Here is a 15,648-nt window from a genome sequence, read left to right as displayed (position 1 = left end):
AACGCGATCCGCCCGCCGCGAAACCGCCCGAATTGAAGTGCCCCAGAGTGATCGACATCGGTGGACGGGCACGATGCCGGGGGGCATGAGGAAGGCCCGTGGGACGCGTCCCACGGACGCCATGCGCTAGGGCCCGCCGCGAGATCCGATGACGCAAATCGAGCGCTACATATTCAGGATCGCGGCCGGGGCCTTTCTCGCCTGCCTGATCGGCCTCACGAGCACGATCTGGGTGACGCAGGCCCTGCGTGAGCTCGACCTCATCACGGCCAAGGGCCAGACCCTCGTCATCTTCTTCCTGATCACCGGGCTTTCGGTGCCGACGCTGATCACCGTCATCGCGCCCGTGGCGCTGTTCATCGCCGTCGTCTACGCCCTGAACCGGCTGAACGGCGATTCCGAACTCATCGTCATGTCGGCCGCCGGCATGCAGCCGCGCCGGATCCTGCGTCCCTTCCTCACCCTGGGACTCATCGTGAGCGCGGGCGTCGCCTTTCTGACGATCCAGGTGATGCCGTCCTCGTTCCAGGAACTGCGCGACGTGTTGACCCGCGTGCGCGGCGACTTCATCGCCAATGTGGTGAAGGAGGGCCAGTTCACCGAGCTCGACAGCGGCATCACCTTCCATTTCCGCGAGCGCGGCCCCGGCGGCACGCTCCAAGGCATCTTCATCCAGGACAAGCGCGAGGCCGGGAAGACGGTGGTCTATCTCGCCGAGCAGGGACAGGCGGTGGATTACGAGGGGCAGAGCTATCTCGCCCTCGAGAAGGGCAGCATTCACCGGCAGCAGAAGGATTCACGGGATTCCTCGATCATCACCTTCGAGCGCTACACGGTGGATCTCGCGGCCTTCACGCCGCCGGACGGCGAGACCGTCTACAAGCCGCGCGAACGGTCGACCGCGCAACTCCTCTTCCCCGATACCAGCGAATCCTACTACCAGACGCAGAAGGGCCGTTTCCGCGCCGAAGTGCATGACCGGCTCTCGGCCTGGCTCTATCCTCTCGCCCTGACCCTCATCGCCTTCGCGGCTTTGGGCGATCCGCGCACGACGCGCCAGGGTCGCGGTCTGGCAATGGCGGGTGCGGTCATCGCCGTCATCGTGCTGCGCATCGCGGGCTTCGCCGCCAGCAGCGCGGCCGTGCGAAGCCAGGGCGCCGTCTTCGCCATCTACGCCGCCCCGATTCTGGCGTTGGCGATCTCCTGCCTCGTCGTGTTCAACGGGGCCGCCGTGCGGGACTGGAACGCGCGCGTCTCCATGACCCTGACGAATTTCGGCCGCGCCATCCTGCGCCGGCCGCGCCTCGGCGACAGGTGAGGCCGCCGCGATGATGATCGGCTTCACCCTCGGCCGCTACTTCGCCCTGCGCTTCCTGCGCACGGTGCTCGGCGTGTTCATCACCGTCTTCGCCCTGGTCTACACCCTGGATTTCGTCGAATTGCTGCGGCGCGCCGGCGACACCGAGGGCGCGTCCACAAGTTTGATGGCCCAGCTCTCGCTCTACCGGACCCCGGCCGTCGCCGAGGGCGTCCTGCCTTTCGCGATCCTGTTCGGCTCCATGGCGGCCCTGCTGCAGCTGTCGCGCAAGCTCGAACTCGTCGTCGCGCGCGCCGCCGGAATCTCCGCCTGGCAGTTCCTCCAGCCCGGCATCCTGGTGGCGCTGGCCATCGGGGCTTTCACGGTGGGGGTCTACAATCCCCTCTCGGCGGCGATGAAGCAGCGCTCGACCGAGATCGAGGCCAGGATCTTCGCGAAATCCACGAAGGCCAATTCCGGCAAGGATTTATGGATCCGCCAGAACAGTCTCGACGGACAGGCGATCCTCCGTGCCGGGACGGCGATCGAGGGTAGCACCACCCTGGCGGGGGTATCGGTCTACACGTTCGACGAGAACGGGGTGTTCCTGTCGCAGATCGAAGCCGCGCGTGCGACGCTGCACGACGGTTACTGGTCCCTTCAGGACGCGCGGCTCCTCACCAAGGGCCAGCCGCCCGAGGGCTACGACACCTATATCCTCGCCTCCAATCTCGATCCCGGTCAGGTGAAGCAGCGCTTCACGCCTCCGGAATCTGTGCCTTTCTGGCAACTGAACGAGACCATCGCACGGACGGAGCGGGCCGGGTTGGATGCGACGCGCTACCGACTCCAGTATGATGTCCTCATGGCGAGGCCCATTCTCTTCGTTGCCATGGTGCTCGTGGCAGCCAGCGTTTCCTTAAGGTTCTTCCGCTTTGGTGGAGTGGGCAAGCTTGTGCTTGGCGGCGTGGCGGCGGGGTTCATCCTTTACGTCGCGCGGCAGGTCATGGAAGGCCTCGGCGCATCAGGCATCGTGTCGCCCCCGGTGGCGGCATGGTTCCCGGCCGTGGTAGGGAGTCTTCTCGGTACGCTCACGCTTCTCTATCAGGAGGACGGCTGATGCCGTTGTCGGTGACGGGATGCGAAACGAGGCCGAGGCAGAGGTTGGGACACGGGTTGCGTAAAGTCTCCGACATCGCAAAGCTCGCCGGCTTGCTGGCGTTCGTCTCCGGCGCCGCGCTCACGCTCGGCACCGATGGAGCGAGCGCGCAGGCGACCGGTCGAAGCGACAAGGGCCAGGCCCGCAAGGCTACTCCGCCCAAGGCTGCCGCGCAGCCCGCGCCTGCCCCCACGGGTAAGCCGGCCGAGCGGCTTCTCGTCGAAGCCGCCGAGCTGATCTACGACAACGACAACAACACCGTCACGGCGCGCGGCAATGCCGAGCTTCATTACGGCCCGCGTACCCTTCAGGCCGACCGTGTCCGCTACGACCGGGCCAGCAGTCGCGTCTTCGCCGAAGGCAATGTCCGTCTCACCGACGAGACCGGTGCCGTCGTGACCGGCGATACGATGGAGCTGACGGACGATTTCCGGAACGGGTTCGTCGATGCCCTGCGCATCCAGCAGACCGTCGAAATGCGGGGCCAGCCGGTGCGGACGCGCTTCTCCGCGCCGCGCGGCGAGCGGGTGGACGGCGAGCAGACGACCTTCGAATCCGGCACCTACACGGCCTGCGAGCCGTGCAAGAACAACCCGGAGACGCCGCCGCTGTGGCAGGTGCGCGCCGCCAAGATCATCCACAACAACGAGACCCACATCATCGGGTTCGAGGAATCGACCCTCGAGATCGCCGGTATCCCCGTCGGTTACCTGCCTTATTTCGAGGCGCCGGACCCGACGGTGAAGCGCAAGACCGGCTTCCTCACGCCGCGTTTCATCAACTCCACCGCGCTCGGCACTGGCATCTCGACGCCGTTCTTCATCAACGTCGCGCCGAATTTCGATATCACCCTGTCGCCCTCCTTCCTGAGCGAGCAGGGGATTCTCGGCCAGGGCGAACTGCGTCACCGGCTCGAGACCGGTTCCTATACCATTCGCGCCACCGGCATCTTCCAGACGACGCCCAGCGCCTTCCTTCCGGGCCCGCTCGGCGCGGGGGACCGCGACTTCCGTGGTTCGATCGAGTCCAAGGGTAATTTCTACATCAACGACCGTTGGCGCACCGGCTGGGACGTCGTCGGCGTCACCGACAAATGGTTCCTCGACAATTACCGCGTTCGCAATTCGAGCATCACCACGGATTACTTCCGTGAAGCAGTGTCGACGGCCTACCTGATCGGTCAGGGTGACCGCTCGTGGTTCGAGGCGCGCGCATATTATTTCAAGGGCCTGTCGAGCTACGATTGGCAGAAGGAGCAGCCGATCGTCGCTCCGGTGATCGACTACGATAAGCGGATCAACGGTCCCGGCTTCCTCGGCGGCGAAGTGCGCTTCGAGGCAAACATCACGCATCTCGACCGCGAGGCCACGGATTTCCAGGCGATCCCGCGCACGGGCTCCTACTACTTCAACCCCACGGTCAACGGGACGACCTATTCGCTCTACGAGACCTGCACCACCTTCACGCGCAGCACCTGCATCATCCGCGGCCTGGCGGGCAGCAACACGCGCGCATCGGCGCAGTTGTCATGGCGCCGGACCTTCATCGACGATGCCGGCCAGGTGTTCACGCCCTTCGCCTATCTGCGCACCGACGCCTTCTTCGTCGACCCCCGTAATTCCGGCTATCAGAACGCCCTGGCGCAGACGATCAGCACCACGGATTCGGATTTCTCAGGGAGGGTCATGCCGGCGGTGGGCCTCGATTACCGCTATCCCTTCGTGAGCAATTTCGGCCCCCTCGGCGTTCATACGCTCGAACCCATCGCGCAGGTCGTGATCCGTCCGAGCGAGACCCATATCGGGCGCCTACCCAACGAGGACGCGCAGAGCCTCGTCTTCGACGACACGTCGCTGTTCGAATGGGACAAGTTCTCCGGCTACGACCGCGTCGAGGGCGGCGTCCGTACCAATCTCGGCGCGCAATACTCGGTGGTGACGCCGTCGGGCTGGTACGCGAACGTGATGTTCGGCGAATCCATCCAGGTCGCCGGGGTCAACTCGTTCCGTCGCGGCGACCTCGCCAATGTCGGCCTCGATTCCGGCCTCGAGCGTCGGGAATCCGATTATGTCGGACGGTTCCAGCTGTCGCCGAACCAGAATATCAGCTTCGTCAGCCGTGCGCGCTTCGAACAGCGGGACTTCTCCGTCAACCGCATGGAGACGGGCGTCATCGCGCGCCTCGCGCCTTTCGCGCCCATCGACCTGTCGATGTTCTACTCCTACTACGCTGCCCAGCCCCTGCTTGGTTTCAACAACCGCAGAGAGGGCCTGACCGCGTCGGCGACCTACCACATCACCCCGAACTGGTTCGTCACCGGCTCGGCCCTCGTCGATCTCACGCACTATCTCGACGTGCGCGATAATTTCGCCAACGCCTACACGTCCTATCTCGCCAATCCCGTCGGCGCGGCGCCCGTCTATACCAATCCCGGCCGCGCCAACCTCGCCGGATTGAGCATCGGCGGCGGTTATCAGGACGAGTGCACCACCTTCTCGCTCAACTACATCGTCTCTCCGACGGCTGCGGCCCTCGGCGTCACGGAGCGCAACCGCACCGTGCTGCTGCGCGTCGAGTTGAAGACCCTCGGCGAAGTCGACCTGCGCCAGAACGTCAACATCGCGAGCACGGCCGACGGCATCGCGGCGACCCGGTGAGATTGGGCGAGAGCCCGGTCTCGCCTTCATTCGGCGACGAAACAGGCCATGACGGTGCATAGACCCATTGCGCTCACGATGGGCGATCCGGCCGGTATCGGTCCGGAGATCGCTCTCATGGCCTGGCTGGCCCGGGACGAAGGGGCCGGGCTTCCGCCGTTCTTCCTCATCGGCGATCCCGATTTCATCGAGGGGCGGGCGAGCAGCCTCGGCTTTCAGGTTCCGGTGGCGGAGGTCGGACCCGATCTCGCAGTCGAGGTCTTTCCCCGCGCACTCCCGGTGATGCCCTTGCCGAGCGGCACCCGGGTCGGCGCCGTGGCCGGACGGCCGAGTGCGGCGGATGCCGGCGCGACCCTCGAATCGATCATGACGGCGGTCGGTCTGGTCCGGTCTGGCGAGGCGATCGCCCTCGTGACCAATCCGATCGCGAAATACGTCCTGACCAGCGTCGGCTTCGCCTATCCCGGTCATACGGAGTTCCTCGCGGCCCTCGCGGTGGAGCCCGGCAAAGCCGCGCCCCTTCCGGTGATGATGCTGTGGAGCGAAACGCTCGCCGTGGTCCCGGTGACGATTCACGTCGCCCTGCGCCGGGTGCCGGACCTGTTGACCCAGGACCTCGTGGTCCAGACGGCGCGGATCGTGGCGCGCGACCTCACCGATCGGTTCGGAATCGCCCATCCGCGCCTTGTCCTGTCGGGGCTGAACCCGCATGCGGGCGAGGCCGGCACGATGGGAACGGAGGACCGCGACGTGCTCGAACCCGCCGTGGCGCAACTCCAGAACGAGGGGATCGATATCAGGGGTCCGCTTCCGGCGGACACGCTGTTTCATCCCCGCGCCCGGGCGAACTACGACGTCGCGCTGACACCGACCCATGACCAGGCGCTGATCCCGATCAAGACCATCGCTTTCGACGACGGCGTGAACGTCACCCTCGGCCTGCCCTTCATTCGGACCTCCCCCGACCACGGCACGGCCTTCGATATCGCCGGCAAGGGCATCGCGCGGCCGGACAGTCTCATCGGCGCCCTGCGCCTTGCCGCCAGACTTGCAGGTCAGCACTCTTGAGCGACGACGGTCTCCCGCCCCTGCGCGATGTCGTGCTGAAACACGACCTCGCGCCGAAGAAGGCGCTCGGACAGAACTTCCTGTTCGACCTCAACCTTACCGGGCGGATCGCACGCGCGGCCGGCCCGCTCGAGGGCGTCACGGTGGTGGAGGTGGGACCCGGCCCCGGCGGCCTGACGCGGGCCCTCCTATCGGCGGGCGCCGCCCGCGTGGTGGCGATCGAGCGCGATCCGCGCGCCCTCCCCGCCCTCGCAGAGATCGCCGCGCATTACCCCGGTCGTCTCGATGTCGTCGATGCCGACGCGCTTCGGTTCGACCCGCGCCCCCTCGTCGGCGACGGGCCGGTGCGGATCGTCGCAAACCTTCCCTACAATGTCGGGACACCGCTGCTGACCGGGTGGCTGACCGAAGCGTCATGGCCACCCTGGTGGGAATCCCTGACGTTGATGTTCCAGCGCGAGGTGGCTGAACGGATCGTCGCGGACGAATCCGACCGTGCGAATTACGGACGCCTGGGCGTTCTCTGCGGCTGGCGCACCGAGGCGCATATCCTGTTCGACGTGGCGCCCTCGGCCTTCGTACCGCCACCGAAGGTGACATCGAGCGTGGTCCATTTGAGGCCAAGGCACACGCCCCTCCCCTGTTCGGTGACGGCGCTCGAACGAGTGACGCGCGCGGCGTTCGGTCAGCGTCGCAAGATGCTGCGCCAGAGTCTGAAGGCCGCCACACCCGATCCGGCGCGCCTGCTCGACGCGGCGGGAATTGTGGAGACGGCCAGAGCGGAAGAAGTACCGGTGGCGGGCTTCGTCGCGATGGCGCGCGCGCTGGACTGATCGCGCCGACGCTCGGCCGCTCAGAACTTTCCCAGCATCGGGAAATCGACGTTCAAGGCGGATTCGGCTGCAAGCGGCGCCTCGCGGCGGCGCGGCTTGCGGTTGATGACCTGCTTCAGCTTCGATTTCAGCACCGACATATCGAACGGCTTCAGGATGAAGGCGTCTGCGCCGGCCTGGTGAGCGAGGTTGATGTCCTCGAAATCGAAGGAGGCTTCGGTGAGGATGAAAGGCGTGTTCATCAGAGCATCGTCGCCGCGGATTTCGCGCAGCAATGTCAGCCCGTCCATCGGCTCCATGGCCAGATCCGAGATGACCAGGGCGTATTTGCGCTCGCGCAGCCGCTCCAACGCGTCGGGACCGCTGGTCACGCCATCGACGTCGGGGAAACCGATCCGCGTCATCAGAAGGATGACCAGCTTCAACAGTTTCTCCTGATCGTCGACAATCAGGATCGGTGGCGTCTCGCTCATGGGCTTTCGAAGCTCAGGGTCGGATATCCGACGTCAGGAAGGCTGAGATGGAATATCAGACGAAAAGATGGTCGATACCCTGTTTGGCCATGGATTCGGCCTGGAGTGCAACCGCGAGAGAATGGATGACCCCGGCTTTCGGCGTGCCGCGCTGAAACATCGGCAGCAAGCCGGCCTTCTGGAAGACCGCGTCGTTCGCTGGGTTGCGGATGACGGTCACGAACGAGTTGACGAATTCCCGCTTCACGATCTCGCGCCACTCGACGATCTGGACGTCGCGATGCCGGGTGTCGTTGCTGATCCGGCCGAACGTGTCGTTCACGGAGGTGCGCTCGCCCTCGATGATCTGGGCGGCGAAATTCTGTTCCACCAGCAGGAAACTGGTGATCACCGAAAACTCGTTCTTCTTCTGAGCCTGACGGGTGATCTCGCCGAGCTGACGCGTCCGGCCTGCCGCGTCCGCCGCGAGATTCAGGCGGGAGAAGTAGATGAGGTGGACAAGGGTCGTCCGCTTGCTCTTCATGATCCCCGCCCGTTGCGCTCACGGCTGGATGATAATCGGCACAGGCATAACGCTGGGTAAACGACGCGCCAAGCTTTTACGGAACCGGCAAAAGCTGCCGGGTGCCTCGGGAAAAGGCCATTCTTGCCGGCCCTCCGTAAATATTATCCTGTGATTTCAATGACTTAGATTTGGCATCCCGCTTGCGGATGATGGAATGAACCAGTTTCGGTCCACGTCATTTTCAACAAAGGTTGCCGGTCATGGATGTGTTTTCCGCGCTGCAGACGGCGGTCTCGGGCATGAAGGCTCAGGGCTTTTCCCTCGAGAACATCTCCGGCAACATCGCCAACTCGCAGACAACGGGCTTCAAGCGCGTCGATACCAGCTTCGTCGACCTCGTCGCCGAGCAGGCGCCCGATCGTCAGGTCTCCGGCAGCGTCAGGGCGAATTCCGTTCTGACCAACTCGATTCAAGGCAACATTATCGCCACCGAGATCCCGACCAACATCGCCTTGAACGGGCCGGGTTTCTTCGCCGTGCAGACGAAGACCAGCGACGTCAACGGTCAGACTTCGTTCTCGGCAGGAAACCTCTACACGCGCCGCGGCGATTTCACGAACGATGCTGAAGGCTTTCTTCGTAATGGCGGCGGTGCCTACCTGACCGGAACTAGTCTCGATCCAGCAACTGGTCTCGCTACGGGCGAAGGTCCGATCCAGATTTCAAGATTGCCGGTGCCTGCAAAGCCAACGACCAAGATTGAATACACAGCGAATCTTCCAGAAACTCCTTCTGTTTCTTTAGTTGGAAAGACTTTTACTCAATCCTCAACGAATCCAGTGGTTTTAAGTGGTACTAATCAAACAGGGATCGTTAGTGCGGCCGACGCTGGTGTCCTTATTGCCGGTAGCCTTCCTGGCCCTTTGTTGACGGCTTATTCCGACAGTGGAGCACCAGCCACCTTGAACATGCGATGGGCCAAAGTTCAGGATGCCTCGCCTGCGGCAGGCACTGTCCCTGCCAAGGAGGATGTGTGGAACCTGTTTTACGCCAACAGCAGCACGAATGGCGGAATTGACTCGACCTGGACGAATGTCGGCACCGCGTTTCAGTTTGATGGGGGCGGTAAACTCACAAATCCTGCTGGTGATTCCATCGCCCTCTCTGGCCTTACCATCGACAATGTTGCCCTTGGACCGGTGTCATTTGACTATGGCGCCAGTGGTTTGACTGCTCACAGTCAAGCGGGTCTCGTGACCACTGCTCTCCGGCAGGATGGTTTTAGCTCGGGTACGCTGAATAGCCTTTCAGTGAGCGAAACCGGAGATGTGGTCGGCAGCTATAGCAACGGGAATACGGTCTCATTGGCCAAAATAAAGGTTGTGCAATTCACGAATCCTGACGGGCTGCAGGCCGATTCGTCAGGCAACTATCGTCAGACCCTCGATTCTGGAGCCCCAGTCACGGGCCTCAACGGAACCACGATCGAAGGCCAGAACATCGAGCAGTCGAATACGGACATTGCGAGTGAATTCTCGAAGATGATCGTAACCCAACAGGCCTATTCTGCGAACACGAAGGTCATTTCGACCGCGCAGGATATGATGTCCGCGTTGATCAACATCATCCGCTGAGGTCCGATTTTTCCGGTGACGTAGAAGGAGGGCAAGCGTGTCGTTATCAGCCCTGAACACGGCCGCGGCCGGCCTGAAGACCACTCAGGCCGCCATCGGCATCGTCTCGCAGAACATCGCGAATGTCGGCACCACCGGTTATGTCAAGCGCTCGCTCGACACCGTCGCCCAGGGGCCCGGTAATTCCGGCGTCGCCCTCGGCACGATCAACCGGGTCTTCGACGAGAATTCGGTGAAGCAGCTGCGGCTCGAGACGTCTGGCGCGGCCTATACGGGCATGATGGCGGACGTCCAGACCCAGCTCGACAAGCTCTACGGCACGCCCGGCACGACGAGCGCCCTCGACGGGGTGATGAACAGCTTCACCCTGTCGCTGCAGACCCTCGGCGCGGACCCGTCTTCCGCGCCCGCCCGCTCCTCCGTCGTCGCAGCGGCCTCGAACCTCGCGACGAAGATCGGGAGCATCGCGGAGGGAGTCCAATCCCTGCGCACCGCGACCGAGAGCCAGCTCTCCAACGATACGTCGGCGGCGAGCGGCCTGCTGTCGTCCATCGCCCAACTCAACGTCAAGATCGCGGCCACCAGCGACGATGGGTCCAAGGTCGCCCTACTCGATCAGCGCGACCAGGCCCTCAATTCCCTCTCCGGCTATCTCGATGTGCAGGCCTCGGTGCAGCGCGACGGGACCGTCACGGTCATGACCAATTCAGGCATGACCCTGGTCGACCGGGCCAGCGCAGCGACTTTGAGCTTCGACGGCCGGGGCACGCTCGGCCCGGAGGACAGCTATTCCGCGGACCCGGCTCAGCGCGGCGTCGGAACCATCACGGCGACCACGCCGGGCGGCGGAACGATCGATCTGGTGGCCTCGAACGCGATCCGTTCGGGCTCGCTGGCGGCCGGAATCGAACTGCGCGATACGGTTCTGCCCCAGGCCCAGCGCCAGCTCGACGATCTCGCGGCCGGCCTGTCGCGGTCGCTGTCCGATAGCTCGGCGGTGGGCACGCCTGCGACGGCGACGGGCGGGGCGGGATTCGACATCGACCTGACCGGCCTGAGCGCCGGCAATGCCATCACGATCAGCCTCAAGGACGCCAACGGCGCCCAGCGCAACCTGATCCTGGTTCCGTCCAACCTGACTCCGCCCGCCGCCGTGAACCGGACCGATGTCACCGACCCGCTGGCGACCATCGTCCCGTTCACGGTGGGAAGCGACCCGGCGAAGTTTGGCACCGAGATCGCAGCCGCCCTCGGCTCGCCCTTCAGTGTCTCCTCCAACCCCACGGTCGGCAAAGGCGGCGTCAGGATCCTAGCCCCGGCGAACGGGACCACGATGATCCAAGGGATCAGCGCGAGCGTCACCCAGTCGAAAACAGTCGATGAGGTGACGAACGGCAAGCCGCAGATCCCGCTTTTCGTCGATGGCGGCGGCCAAGCCCGCCTCTTCACCGGCTCGTTCGATGGCGGCTCACAGTTGACGGGCTTTGCCCAACGGATCGCCGTGAACCCTGCGGTTGCGGCAAAGACCGAATCGCTGGTGAAGATCGCGTCCTCGACCACCGAATCGGACAAGACGCGGCCGCAGTTCCTTTACGACGCGCTCACGACCGCCAGCCGGACCTTCTCGGCGGCCAGCGGGATCGGAGGCATAAGCGCCCCCTTCACGACCTCGGTTCAGGACTTCACCCAGAAGATCATCGACGCCCAGGGCGCCGCTACCGCGACCGCGCAGTTTCTCGACGAAGGGCAGAGCATTGCCCTTGCCACAGCGCAGGGCCGGTTCGCGGGCACATCCGGCGTCAAGATCGACGAGGAGATGTCGAAGCTCGTCGGATTGCAGACGGCCTATACCGCCAATGCCCGCGTCCTCACGGCCGCGCGCGACATGTTGGACACGCTCCTCCGGATCTAGAGCCTCGTTCCGGCATCCGGTTCTTCCGAAACGTGGTTTCCACGGTTCGGGTCAATTCTCCGGCGTCTTTCATCGGTCAAACCCGTGAAGACCCTTTCGCCGAGGTCACGATGACGATCAGCGCCTTCACGGCAGGCACCTATTTCCAGGACCGCAACACGGCGAATCTGGTCAGCCAGAAGGCGCGACTCGAAACATTGACGGCCCAGCTCACAACCGGACGCAGTGCGGAGACGTATGGCGGCATCGGTGCTGCGCGAACTACCAGCCTCTCTGCCCACGCCTCGCTGAGCGCGCTCGATGGCTACGATGCCGCGATCAACGCGAACACGACGCGGGTGACCGTCGCCAGTTCGGCGGTGACACAGCTCTCCAACCTCAGCGGCATCGTCCAGAGTTCGTTGAATAGTGGGTCGATCGCGTCCGGTTCGAACGCCGTGCAGGTAGCCAAGACTAGCCTAGACGCTGCCGTGGACGCCTTGAACCAGGACGTCGCCGGCAATTACATTTTCGGCGGTCGCGATTCGGACGCTCCGCCCGTCGCTTCGTCGGATGCGATCCTCAACGGCGTGCCGAGCCGCAACCTCGACGGCCTCAAGACCGTGGTAAGCGACCAGATCACCGCCGATCTCGGCCCGAATGGCAATGGCCGCATCTCCACGAACGTGTCGGGCTCCACCGTGACGGTCAGCGAAGAAGGTACCGGCGCGGGAGGCACGGAAGCACGCGCGAATTTCGGCTTCAGCCTCGTCTCCGCAGCGAGCTCGAACCCGGCGGCCATCACGGCGGGGCCGATGGCGCCCCGCACGAATCCGGACGTCACCTTCTCCGTGGCCAATGCGCCGGCGGAAGGCGACCGCATCCGCGTGGCAATCAACCAGCCCGATGGAACTCAGAGTTTCACCGACCTGATCGTCACCGCCAATCCTCCGGCGGATTCCACCAATACGATTCCGCTCGGCACTGCCGCCGAGACCGCCGCCGCCCTCACCAAGAGATTCGAGAACCAGCCCGTTGCCAGTATCCAAGGCAAGGCCTCCCTGGGGCTCGCCGCGAATTTCGGCACCGGCACGCCGGCCTCTGTGGAGCTGGCCGTAAAAGCCCCTCCGGCAGCGGGGGACACGCTGACCTTCAAGCTAGCGCTTCGCGACGGCACCACACAGTCGATCACGCTGACCGCGAAGGCGAACGCGGATGCGAAGTCCACCACCGAGTTCTCGTTGACCGGTGACGTCGCGGCCAACATCTCCACCGCCCTGTCGAACGCGCTGAAGGAGACGGCCGGGACGACCCTCTCGGCGAGTTCGGCGTCGCGCGCCTCTCAGGATTTCTTCGCCGGGTCAAAGACGGAGGGTTTTGCACCGCGCCGCGTATCGGCGGACGGGAACGGATACGCGGAAGGGGCCAGCACTACGACCGTCATCTGGTACACCGGCGACGATACCTCGACCGATCCGCGGGCGACGGCATCGGTGCAGATCGGTTCGGACCGGACGATCGGCATCGGGGCCCAGGCCAACGAGGCGCCGATCCGCGCGGTCCTCGCCGGGATCGCGCAGGTCGCGGTGCAAAGTTTCACCACCACGCAGACTGGAACGTCCGAGGCGGCACGCTACCTCGCCGTCTCGGAACGTTCACGCTCGCTCCTCACATCCACCGCCGGGCGCGAGGGAATACAGTCCATCGCCAGCGATCTGAGCCTGGCGGCCAAGACCATGACTGAGACGAAGACCGACAACCGCGCCGCCAGGGCCACTCTTCAGGACAGTCTCGACGGCGTCGATACGGTCTCCCTCGAGGAAGTCACCGCGAAGCTCCTGGCACTTCAGAACCAGCTTCAGGCGAGCTACCAGGTGACCTCGATGCTCTCGAAACTGACGCTGACGAATTACCTTTCCTGAATCAGGCGGCTAAGCCGCGCTTGCGTAGAAGCGGATCGATGCTCGGCAGGCGGCCGCGGAAGGAGATGTAGGCCTCGCCGGGATCGCGCAAGTTTCCGGCGCCGTAGACGAACTTGCGCAGGCGTGCCGCCGTTTCGGGGTGGAAGATGTCACCGGCCTCGCGGAACGCGTCGAAAGCGTCGGCATCGAGCACCTCGGACCAGAGGTAGCTGTAATACCCAGCCGCATAGCCGTCGCCGGAGAAGATATGGGCGAAGTGCGGTGAGCGGTGCCGCATGGAAATCTCCGCGGGCATGCCGATGCGCTGGAGCGCGTCAGCCTCAAAGGCCAGGACATCGAGACCGTCCTCGCCGCCGCTCGACAGGTGCAGCGTCATGTCGACGATGGCCGAGGCGGTATATTCTATGGTGGAGAAGCCTTGGTTGAAGGCCCGCGCCGCCAGGAGGCGCTTCAGCAACTCCTCCGGCATCGGCTCGCCGGTGCGGTGATGCCTGGCATGGGCCCGTAGGACCTGAGGCTGTTCGAGCCAGTGCTCATAGAGCTGCGAGGGCAGTTCCACGAAATCTCCGGCCACCGCCGTGCCCGAGAGGAGCGGATAGGTGACGTCCGAGAGAAGGCCGTGGAGCGCATGGCCGAACTCGTGGAACAGGGTGCGCGCGTCGTCGAAGGAGAGCAGCGGTGTCTCGCCCTCCGGCGCCTTGGCGAAGTTCATCACGTTGATGATGATCGGCGTGATTGTGCCGTTGAGCCGCTCCTGTGAGCGGAAGGCGCTCATCCAGGCACCGCTGCGCTTCGACGACCTGGCGAAATAATCGCCGAGGAAGATGCCGACCTCGGACCCGTCGGCATTGCGCACCGTCCAGGCCCGCACATCGGGGTGGTAGCGGGGAAAGTCGGTGAGTTCCTCGAAGCGCAGGTCGAACAAGCGCGAAGCCGTGTCGAAGGAGGCCGCGATGACACCGTCGAGGGGCAGGTAGGGCTTGATCTCGCCCTCGTCGAGATCGTGCTCGGCCCGCCGCAGCTTCTCGGCATAGTGGCGCCAATCATGCGGCCCCAGGGCGATGTTGGCCCCTTCGGACGTGGCAAGGGCCTGCAGGCGGTCGCGCTCGGTGGCGGCACGGGCATGGGCCGGCGTCCAGACGTTGCGCAGCAATTCCATCGCGGCGTCGGGCGAGCCCGCCATGGTGTCTGACAGTTTGAAATGGGCGAAGCTGTCGAAGCCGAGCAGGCGGGCCCGCTCCGCGCGCAGGGCGATGATCTCGGCGATGATGGCCCGGTTGTCCGTGGCGCCGCCGCTCTCGCCACGCCGGATCCAGGCCTGATAAGCCTTCTCGCGTAGGTCCCGCCGGGTCGAGAACACCAGGAACGGCTCGATCAGTGAGCGCGACAGGGTGATGATGTGCGCATGCTCGCCGCCCCGATCCTTGGCGGCGCTGGCGGCAGCGGAGCGAAGGAACTCGGGGAGCCCGGCGAGATCCTCCTCACCGTCGAGGGGGAGGATGAACGCGCCCTCATCGGCCAGCAGGTTCTGGCTGAACGTGGTCCCGAGTTCGGCCATCCGCCCCGCGATCTCCGCCATCCGGGTTTTCGCCTCAGCGGCAAGATCGGCACCGGCGCGGCGAAAGCGCGTGCGGTAGCGGTCGAGCGCGCGGCGCTCCTCGTCGCCGAGGGCCTCCGCATCCGGATCGACGGCGGAGATCCGCGCCCAGAGCAGCGGGTCGAGATAGATCGCGCTGCCATGGCGCGCGAGGCGTGGGGTGATCGCCCGCTCCACCGCCTGGAGTTCGGGGCTGGTGTTGCTGCCGCTGAGGTTGAAGAAGACGGAGGCGACGCGGTCGAGATCGAGGCCGGCGCGCTCCAGTGCCTCGACGGTGTTGGCGAAACGTGCCGGCTCGGTGTTGCCGGCAATGGCGGCGATCTCGGTATCGTGGGCGTCGAGTGCGGCTTCGAAGGCGGGCAGATAATGTTCCGGCCGGATCCGCTCGAAGGGCGGAATGCCGAACGGCGTGTCCCATACGGCCTCGGCGAACGGTCCGATGTCCCGGGTCTCGGTGGCGGTTGCGCTCGTCATGGTCGTCCTTCGGTGTCGTCCGGGCCTATGCGGGGGAACCTAGTCATCCCGGCAAGCGAGCGCAAAGAGTCCCGTCGGCATTTTCGCCACGGTGTCACTCGGGTTTTCAACGAAGGGGCTTCCAGGCCTTGGGCGCTT

At 64.7% G+C, this 15,648-nt stretch carries 11 protein-coding genes; 8 read left to right on the top strand and 3 right to left on the bottom strand.

The window, feature by feature from the left end; all coding sequences use genetic code 11:
* Positions 1–148 precede the first annotated feature (148 nt).
* From lptF to rsmA, 5 genes are read left to right on the top strand one after another with little or no spacing between them, the layout of a single operon-like run.
* Positions 149–1,318 (top strand): LPS export ABC transporter permease LptF, encoded by a 1,170-nt coding sequence (gene lptF, locus RQI43_RS10195; RefSeq protein WP_056431151.1) that lies wholly within the window; start codon positions 149–151, stop codon positions 1,316–1,318.
* Between the two features lie 10 nt (positions 1,319–1,328).
* Positions 1,329–2,417, top strand: a complete 1,089-nt coding sequence (lptG, locus tag RQI43_RS10190) for an LPS export ABC transporter permease LptG (RefSeq protein WP_311275078.1) — start codon at positions 1,329–1,331, stop codon at positions 2,415–2,417.
* 56 nt (positions 2,418–2,473) lie between these two features.
* On the top strand, positions 2,474–5,113 hold the full coding sequence (locus tag RQI43_RS10185) for an LPS-assembly protein LptD (protein WP_311275077.1): 2,640 nt from the start codon (positions 2,474–2,476) through the stop codon (positions 5,111–5,113).
* Between the two features lie 48 nt (positions 5,114–5,161).
* Positions 5,162–6,181, top strand: a complete 1,020-nt coding sequence (gene pdxA / locus RQI43_RS10180; RefSeq protein ID WP_056431160.1) for a 4-hydroxythreonine-4-phosphate dehydrogenase PdxA — start codon at positions 5,162–5,164, stop codon at positions 6,179–6,181.
* Positions 6,178–7,014, top strand: a complete 837-nt coding sequence (rsmA, locus tag RQI43_RS10175) for a 16S rRNA (adenine(1518)-N(6)/adenine(1519)-N(6))-dimethyltransferase RsmA (protein WP_056431163.1) — start codon at positions 6,178–6,180, stop codon at positions 7,012–7,014. Before pdxA ends, rsmA begins: the two co-directional genes overlap by 4 nt.
* A 20-nt stretch (positions 7,015–7,034) precedes the next feature.
* Here rsmA and RQI43_RS10170 read toward each other — a convergent pair whose 3' ends face one another.
* On the bottom strand, positions 7,035–7,487 hold the full coding sequence (locus tag RQI43_RS10170; protein WP_056431165.1) for a response regulator: 453 nt from the start codon (positions 7,485–7,487) through the stop codon (positions 7,035–7,037).
* A gap of 55 nt (positions 7,488–7,542) precedes the next feature.
* Entirely contained in the window at positions 7,543–8,010 is a 468-nt protein-coding gene (locus RQI43_RS10165; protein WP_056431168.1) for a BLUF domain-containing protein, read from the bottom strand.
* Positions 8,011–8,252: 242 nt separating this feature from the next.
* Between RQI43_RS10165 and RQI43_RS10160 the strand changes: the two genes are divergently transcribed.
* The 3 genes from RQI43_RS10160 to RQI43_RS10150 all read left to right on the top strand — a co-directional run bounded on the left by RQI43_RS10160 (position 8,253) and on the right by RQI43_RS10150 (position 13,439).
* Positions 8,253–9,626, top strand: a complete 1,374-nt coding sequence (locus RQI43_RS10160) for a flagellar hook protein FlgE (RefSeq protein WP_056431591.1) — start codon at positions 8,253–8,255, stop codon at positions 9,624–9,626.
* A 37-nt stretch (positions 9,627–9,663) separates the two neighbouring features.
* On the top strand, positions 9,664–11,538 hold the full coding sequence (gene flgK / locus RQI43_RS10155; protein WP_311275076.1) for a flagellar hook-associated protein FlgK: 1,875 nt from the start codon (positions 9,664–9,666) through the stop codon (positions 11,536–11,538).
* Positions 11,539–11,648: 110 nt separating this feature from the next.
* Positions 11,649–13,439: a hypothetical protein gene (locus tag RQI43_RS10150; RefSeq protein ID WP_311275075.1), complete on the top strand. Its 1,791-nt coding sequence runs from the start codon at positions 11,649–11,651 to the stop codon at positions 13,437–13,439.
* A gap of 1 nt (position 13,440) precedes the next feature.
* On the opposite strand, the gene RQI43_RS10145 is transcribed toward RQI43_RS10150, so the two are convergent.
* Entirely contained in the window at positions 13,441–15,510 is a 2,070-nt protein-coding gene (locus RQI43_RS10145; protein ID WP_311275074.1) for a M3 family metallopeptidase, read from the bottom strand.
* Between the last annotated feature and the right edge of the window lie 138 nt (positions 15,511–15,648).

This window comes from Methylobacterium sp. WCS2018Hpa-22 (genome assembly GCF_031843785.1).
Classification (GTDB): domain Bacteria; phylum Pseudomonadota; class Alphaproteobacteria; order Rhizobiales; family Beijerinckiaceae; genus Methylobacterium.
The sequence above is the reverse complement of the archived record's forward strand: the minus strand, read 5'-3'. Positions and strand labels throughout refer to the sequence as shown.

Bases quoted from the DNA above. Each gene is read 5' to 3' on its own strand.
- lptF (WP_056431151.1), top strand. From the start codon at position 149: ATGACGCAAATCGAGCGCTACATATTCAGGATCGCGGCCGGGGCCTTT.
- lptG (WP_311275078.1), top strand. From the start codon at position 1,329: ATGATGATCGGCTTCACCCTCGGCCGCTACTTCGCCCTGCGCTTCCTG.
- pdxA (WP_056431160.1), top strand. From the start codon at position 5,162: ATGACGGTGCATAGACCCATTGCGCTCACGATGGGCGATCCGGCCGGT.
- RQI43_RS10170 (WP_056431165.1), bottom strand. From the start codon at position 7,487: ATGAGCGAGACGCCACCGATCCTGATTGTCGACGATCAGGAGAAACTG.
- RQI43_RS10165 (WP_056431168.1), bottom strand. From the start codon at position 8,010: ATGAAGAGCAAGCGGACGACCCTTGTCCACCTCATCTACTTCTCCCGC.
- RQI43_RS10160 (WP_056431591.1), top strand. From the start codon at position 8,253: ATGGATGTGTTTTCCGCGCTGCAGACGGCGGTCTCGGGCATGAAGGCT.
- RQI43_RS10150 (WP_311275075.1), top strand. From the start codon at position 11,649: ATGACGATCAGCGCCTTCACGGCAGGCACCTATTTCCAGGACCGCAAC.
- RQI43_RS10145 (WP_311275074.1), bottom strand. From the start codon at position 15,510: ATGACGAGCGCAACCGCCACCGAGACCCGGGACATCGGACCGTTCGCC.